The 6,263-nt window shown below is 50.8% G+C and carries 5 protein-coding genes and 1 pseudogene; 1 reads left to right on the top strand and 5 read right to left on the bottom strand.

The genetic code is table 11. The annotated features are described in order from the left end of the window. Nucleotides 1-52 precede the first annotated feature (52 nt). The 3 genes and pseudogenes from murI to ABUL11_RS00475 form a co-directional block, all read right to left on the bottom strand. Nucleotides 53-865: a glutamate racemase gene (gene murI / locus ABUL11_RS00485; protein ID WP_350281900.1), complete on the bottom strand. Its 813-nt coding sequence runs from the start codon at nucleotides 863-865 to the stop codon at nucleotides 53-55. A gap of 117 nt (nucleotides 866-982) precedes the next feature. Further along, nucleotides 983-1,954, bottom strand: a pseudogene (locus ABUL11_RS00480) (integron integrase). A 201-nt stretch (nucleotides 1,955-2,155) separates the two neighbouring features. Further along, nucleotides 2,156-2,290, bottom strand: coding sequence for a hypothetical protein (locus ABUL11_RS00475; RefSeq protein WP_350281899.1), 135 nt, complete (start codon nucleotides 2,288-2,290; stop codon nucleotides 2,156-2,158). Nucleotides 2,291-2,538: 248 nt separating this feature from the next. Between ABUL11_RS00475 and ABUL11_RS00470 the strand changes: the two genes are divergently transcribed. After that, nucleotides 2,539-3,549: an SAM-dependent methyltransferase gene (locus tag ABUL11_RS00470; RefSeq protein WP_350281898.1), complete on the top strand. Its 1,011-nt coding sequence runs from the start codon at nucleotides 2,539-2,541 to the stop codon at nucleotides 3,547-3,549. A gap of 487 nt (nucleotides 3,550-4,036) precedes the next feature. Here ABUL11_RS00470 and sucD read toward each other — a convergent pair whose 3' ends face one another. Both sucD and ABUL11_RS00460 read right to left on the bottom strand, forming a co-directional pair. Beyond that, on the bottom strand, nucleotides 4,037-4,924 hold the full coding sequence (gene sucD, locus ABUL11_RS00465) for a succinate--CoA ligase subunit alpha (protein WP_350281897.1): 888 nt from the start codon (nucleotides 4,922-4,924) through the stop codon (nucleotides 4,037-4,039). Between the two features lie 30 nt (nucleotides 4,925-4,954). Then, nucleotides 4,955-6,130: a malate--CoA ligase subunit beta gene (locus tag ABUL11_RS00460; protein WP_350281896.1), complete on the bottom strand. Its 1,176-nt coding sequence runs from the start codon at nucleotides 6,128-6,130 to the stop codon at nucleotides 4,955-4,957. Nucleotides 6,131-6,263 lie beyond the last annotated feature (133 nt).

Here is a 6,263-nt window from a genome sequence, read left to right as displayed (position 1 = left end):
GTACCCAGGTGGAGATTCCCTTACTTCCAGTGTCGATAACGACCGAGTCAGGTCACACTTTTGCAAGGCCCAGACCATTAGCCGCCAACACCTCGATACGGCGTCCGAGTAATTTGGACATGACATCACCGACAGCGGACGGTGAGGCTGCTGTAGTGTAGAACGCCTCGGTAGCTTGGGCCTGATTCGCCGAAGTCATCTGACTGGATGAGAGGCGGTGCGCGAGTTGTCGGGCCACGGCCTCCGAAGGTTCAATGATGGTAGCTTGCGGACCCGCCAGATTTTGAATCTGATCCGTCAGAAATGTGAAGTGGGTGCAGCCCAACACAACAACATCACTGGTCAGTGAGACCGCGGGAGCGAGATACTGCCTGAGCATTTTTTTTACCTCATCTCCATCGATATTTCCTGCTTCGACTTGATCTGCGAGCCCGGGACATGGCTGAAGCATGATCTGAACATGGGTTCCATAGCGAACGCAGAGTTGTGCGACAGCTGCGCTTTCTGCAGTTCTTTGCGTTGTGAGGACGACTATCCGGCCATTCCGACTGACTGCTGCGGCAGGTTTGATAGCGGGTTCGATACCGATGATAGGCAGGGAATGTTTAGCTCTGAGTGCGGTCACGGTAGTCACTGTTGCAGTATTGCACGCAACTACGAGTGCTCTCGCTCCATTATTGACCAGGGCATCTGCAATTTCAGTGACGCGGCGGGTAATATAGGCAGATTCGCGGCTACCGTACGGCGCAAACCCTGAATCTGCAACATAGACAAATGCCTGGTGCGGGAGTAGTTTACGAGCGGCACGGTAGACAGCCAGTCCGCCAACTCCTGAATCGAAGATTCCTATAAAGCCTGGCTGCATGAAGATGTAATGAATTGATCTGATTAAATATAGCTTGGCCTGAATCAAGCTGTGCCCGCTTGCGGGCGTTGTTTGGGTGAATCGTCAGTTGACAGGGTTTGGCTGGCAGTACTGATTTTACATATCCAGTGGACTTCTGACACTCTGCCCACCCTTATTGAGAACATGGGTGTAAATCATCGTGGTATGGACATCCTTATGGCCGAGCAGCTCCTGAATAGTGCGGATATCGTAGCCCGAATCGAGTAAGTGAGTCGCAAACGAGTGGCGCAGGGTATGCGGAGTGGCTAACTTGGCTATACCGCTGGCCTGTACTGCTTTCTTCATTGCTCGTTGTAATAGTTTTTCGTCGATATGATGCCGTCGCTCGACACCGCTGCGCGGGTCGATTGAAAAGCTCCCGGCGGGAAAAATATATTGCCATGCCCAATCCGTTGCTGCGTTGGGGTATTTGCGTTCCAACGCATCTGGTAAATATACCGATGCCTTGCCTAAGCGGCTATCGTCATTGAACAAAGTCCGGCGATGAAGCAAATGTGCTTGTAAAGTATCCGACAACGACCACGGCAACATGGTGATTCGATCTTTCGCTCCTTTGCCATCGCGGATCAAAATCTCACCACGCTCAAAATCTATATCCTTCACCCTGAGGCGCACACATTCCATCAAACGCATTCCCGTACCATACAGAAGGTTCGCCATCAGACCATAGGTCCCGCTCATCCGGACCAAGATGGCTCGTACTTCGGTGCGCGTTAGAACAGTGGGTAACCGTTGTGGCTGTTTGGCACGTACGACCTTATCCAGCTAGGGCAAGTCAATCGACAGCACCTCCTTATACAAAAACAGCAAAGCCGATAACGCCTAGTTTTGAGTTGAGGCGAAAACTTTGCCAGCCACTGCCAGATGGGTTAAAAATACCTCTACCTCTGCAGCTCTCATTGCTTACGGATGGCGTTTACCGTGGAACAGAATAAAACGCTTTATCCATTGTACATATTGGGTTTCGGTGCGAAGACTATAGTGTTTGGTACGAATACGATCGCGGACTTTATCCAGCAGTTTTGGCGGTGTACTTGTATACTTCATAAAAGGTTGATACAAATAAACGAGCATGATAAATTCACAGAAAATAGACTAATTTTTAGAATTATACACCGATGATCGAAAATTATTATGCACCTGAAAAGGTGTCTACTTAGCGTTAGGCCGCAGTGGGAAAAGTTAGGGAGTGGCTCCTGCTTCGGCAAATTCGCTGACGGTTTCCCGGTCGACTCCGGCCACTGTTCTTCACTGTTTCCGGTATCGGGAAATTCCCGGCTTCGGCCCTGGCATCACGTTTACCGCACTCGGCTTTCCTGCAACTTCGGTGGCTTCGCGCGGCAAGGTTTCTCGGGTAAGCCTCGTTCCCGCAAGCTGTGGCATCATCGACCTTCCTTGCGTTGTTCAAGCGGGCAGCATTGGACTTCGGCAAATCTCTCGGCCGCTGCTGCCTAACAACTCATTCAAGCCGACGCCGCTTCGCCGCTTGCGCCCTTGTGTAATTCAATCTACGCTTTGCATATCCTGAATTACTTCGGGTGCTTAATTCGCGATCCGTTAGGCAATTAGTAGCGTGCCTACATTTCAGCTTTAAGCAGTTCAATTCAATTTTGAGTCGGGGTTAAACAGGCATGTCTTTCAAACCGTTTTTGCAATTGGCTGCAGAGAAGAAGCTAGGAACCGCAATCAGATGTAACTCTTTGTATAAGCCGTTCTATAAGCTGAGCTATTTGGCTGCACTCAAGAATTCAGGGTTGATGGATAGACTGCGAGGTGAAAGAGTGGCGTTTGAAAGATTGGCCGGCGATTTCATATCAGACTCAAAGACAGAAGAAGCGTTGATCGCGTGGCTACAATTGGGCTGTCGTCTTGGGCTCCTCAGTAAAAACGATCTGGGATATTCGCTCAAGGGACTGGCGAAAAAGCTTGCACGCCGGGAAAACGATCCGACACTGGCACTTGCGCAAGAAGTATCCAGTTTGCACTACGACCTGATTACGAAAACCCTGACAAAACTTCGGACTGGTGAATTATGGGATCTGGATAATCAGGATGCGGAATTAACCACACGTTCGTCACGTGTTTTGGAGCCGTTCCAGGTGCAAGCGCTGGATCGCTTCATCCCGAAGTCCGGCCCATGTCATTTGCTTGAGGTCGGCTGTGGTTCGGGGATCTACATTCGTCATGCTGCCATAACAAACCCGGATTTCACAGCCGTGGGCCTCGAGCTTCAAAAAGATGCGGCAAACGTGGCATTAGAAAACATTCGAGAGTGGGGACTGCAAGATCGAGTCAAGGTAGAGATCGGAGATATCCGTACCAGACCGGCCGCATCGGACTTCGACATGGTAACGCTGTACAACAATATTTACTATTTCCCGATTGAGGAGAGAGTCGATCTGCTGGTAAAGATTCGTAAACAGCTTAAACCGGACGGTGCCTTACTGTTGACCACTTGCTGTCAGAATGGGAATTTGGGTATGGAAGTGCTCAATGTTTGGGGTGCGTCGAACCGTCATGGTGGCCGATTGCCAAGCGTGCAAGAAATGATCGAACAGATGAAACAAGCTGGCTTTCAGGGCATTGACACACAACGTTTGATTCCCGGCGACAGTTTCTATGCCTTTCATGCTAAACGATGAAGAATGAAGCCCATTTTGCCTAATCTTTTACTGCAGTCGACCGCTTGATTTGAAGATTTCTCGCTGTGCTTAGAAATTAGTTGGCATCTTTCCTTTCCGCATTGGGGCAAAGGGTTAGCTTTTGGCTGTACGGGGAGCACTGCGCGTCGGCTTTACATCCCTCGGCCTAAACGAAATCGTGTCCTTCACGGCAGTTGGAAACTCCAGGTTTCGTACAATCATGGAAAGGCTCAACATGTACGAGCCCATCACTTTTGAGCGGCCTCAAGTACCGGAAGGTAGTTCATTGCGCTTACATTGCTTGCACTGTCTGTCGCGTGGCTATGGTGGCGCATAATATCTGTGGAGTGCCCCGATTCATATCACGGAATTTCATCGGATTGTACGGATCTTCAATTTGCTTTTAATGACAGCAACACCTGTTGCTGTCATTAAAAGCGAAGAAATTCAGGCAAAATGCTGCCGCGGGTAGAGTACCCTGTCCAGATTAAAGTCCAGCCAGAACTTTTGCGACGGTTTCACCCATCAGGGATGGAGTCGGGCAAATGGTGACGCCTAGTTCTTGCAGTCGCTCTACTTTTTCTGCCGCACTTTCACCGGCTGAGGAGATGATTGCTCCGGCGTGTCCCATTCGTCTTCCTGGAGGGGCGGTCAGACCAGCAATGTAGGCGACCAGCGGTTTGCTCATGTTTTCCTTGGCGAACAGTCCGGCTTCTACTTCCATCGGGCCACCAATTTCACCAATCATCAGCGTAACTTTGGTTTCCGGGTCTTCTTCCAATTTTTGCAGCACATGCCGGTGCGAACTGCCGATGATCGGGTCTCCGCCGATACCAACCGAAGTCGAGATTCCGATATTCAGCCGTCGCATCTGGTCGGCAGCTTCATAACCCAGTGTACCGGAACGGCCGACGACACCAACGACCCCGCGGCTGTAAATATGCCCGGGCATGATGCCGAGCATCGCCCGTCCAGGGCTGATAGTGCCTGAACAGTTGGGGCCAGTCAGCATCATTCTGCTTTGTTCGGGGAAGAGACGTAAGAAGTTTTTGACGGTCATCATATCTTGGGTTGGAATGCCGTCGGTGATGGATACACAATATTTGATACCGGCATCGGCTGCTTCCATGATCGAATCAGCCGCAAATGCTGGTGGGACAAAGACGATACTGGCTTCCGCACCTGCTTGCTCGACCGCTTCGCGGACGGTATTGAATACCGGTAGCCCCAAGTGTTTTTGTCCGCCTTTGCCGGGAGTTACACCTCCCACTACCTTGGATCCGTAATCGATCATTTCCTGAGCATGGAAGGTGCCGATCCGACCGGTAAAGCCCTGTATGATGATCCGTGTCTGCTCATTGATGAGAATTGCCACTTTTCTGTTCCCCTTTTTTGTTCGTGTTATTCAAACTGCGGCGGCCTGGTTGCGAGCGTGCACTACCTTTTCTGCTGCATCGGCCAGGGTTTCTGCGGTAATGATCGGCAACCCGCTGTCGGCGATGATACGGCGGCCTTCTTCCACATTGGTGCCAGACAGGCGCACGACCAGAGGGACTGTCATTCCGATATTTCGTACAGCTTGAACCACGCCTTCGGCGATCCAGTCACAGCGGTTGATACCGGCAAAAATGTTGACCAACATGGCTTTTACGTTGTTATCTGCCAGTACCAGCCGGAATGCTTTTTCAGTCCGCTCAGCAGAAGCACCACCACCGACATCCAGAAAATTGGCCGGTTCGCCGCCGGCCAGTTTGATCATATCCATGGTCGCCATTGCCAGCCCGGCGCCATTGATCATGCAGCCGATGTCACCTTCCAGTCCGACGTAACTGAGACCGGCTTCCGCTGCAGCAATTTCGCGTGGATCGATCTGTGTGTTATCACGTAATTCGGAAATCCGGTGGCGCCGGAACAGTGCATTTTCATCAAAGCTCATCTTCGCATCCAGCGCGATCAGCTCGTTATTGCGCGTGACGACCAGCGGGTTGATTTCGAGTATGTTCGCATCCAGATCACGCATGGCGCGGTAGCAACCTCTGATTGTCTTGACAGCGTGATTGAGCAGAGCGTCTTCCAGACCCAGTGCAAAAGCCATGGTTCTCGCCTGAAAATCCTGTAAGCCGACAGCAGGCTCGATGTGGATTTTTTTGATGGCACCAGGGTTCGTGGCTGCCAGGGTCTCGATATCCATTCCCCCTTGTGCGGAACCCACCATGACGATACGTTCATGACTGCGATCGATCATGAAAGCAAGATAAACTTCCCGTGCAATTTCAGTGCCGGCTTCAATATACAGTCTAGAGCAGAGTTTACCTGCCGGGCCGGTCTGGTGTGTAACCAGTTTTTTCCCCAGCAGTGATTCAGCTGCTACTTCGATTTCTTCATGTGTCCGGCATACTTTGACGCCACCTGCTTTACCACGAGCCCCGGAATGAATTTGTGCCTTGACGACCCAGACATTACCGTCGATTTCCCGGCTGCGTTGTACTGCTTCTTCCACAGTGTGTGCCAGTCCGCCTTCAGCCAGCTTGATACCGTATTCAGCCAGGATTTCCTTGGCCTGATATTCATGGATATCCAATATCTTCTCCCTTGTATTTGATGGAATTGTTGGATTTGAAAAAGTTTTGGAAAGATGGGATCTAAAAATAGCCAGCTAGGACGAAATCAAGCAGAGAAGCATGGTCTATGATGGGTAAACGAGCGTTCTATAT

Origin of the sequence: Nitrosomonas sp., from assembly GCF_040256045.1 — a bacterium.
In the GTDB taxonomy this organism is placed as follows: Bacteria; Pseudomonadota; Gammaproteobacteria; order Burkholderiales; family Nitrosomonadaceae; genus Nitrosomonas.
This window is presented reverse-complemented; position numbering and strand designations above follow the sequence as displayed.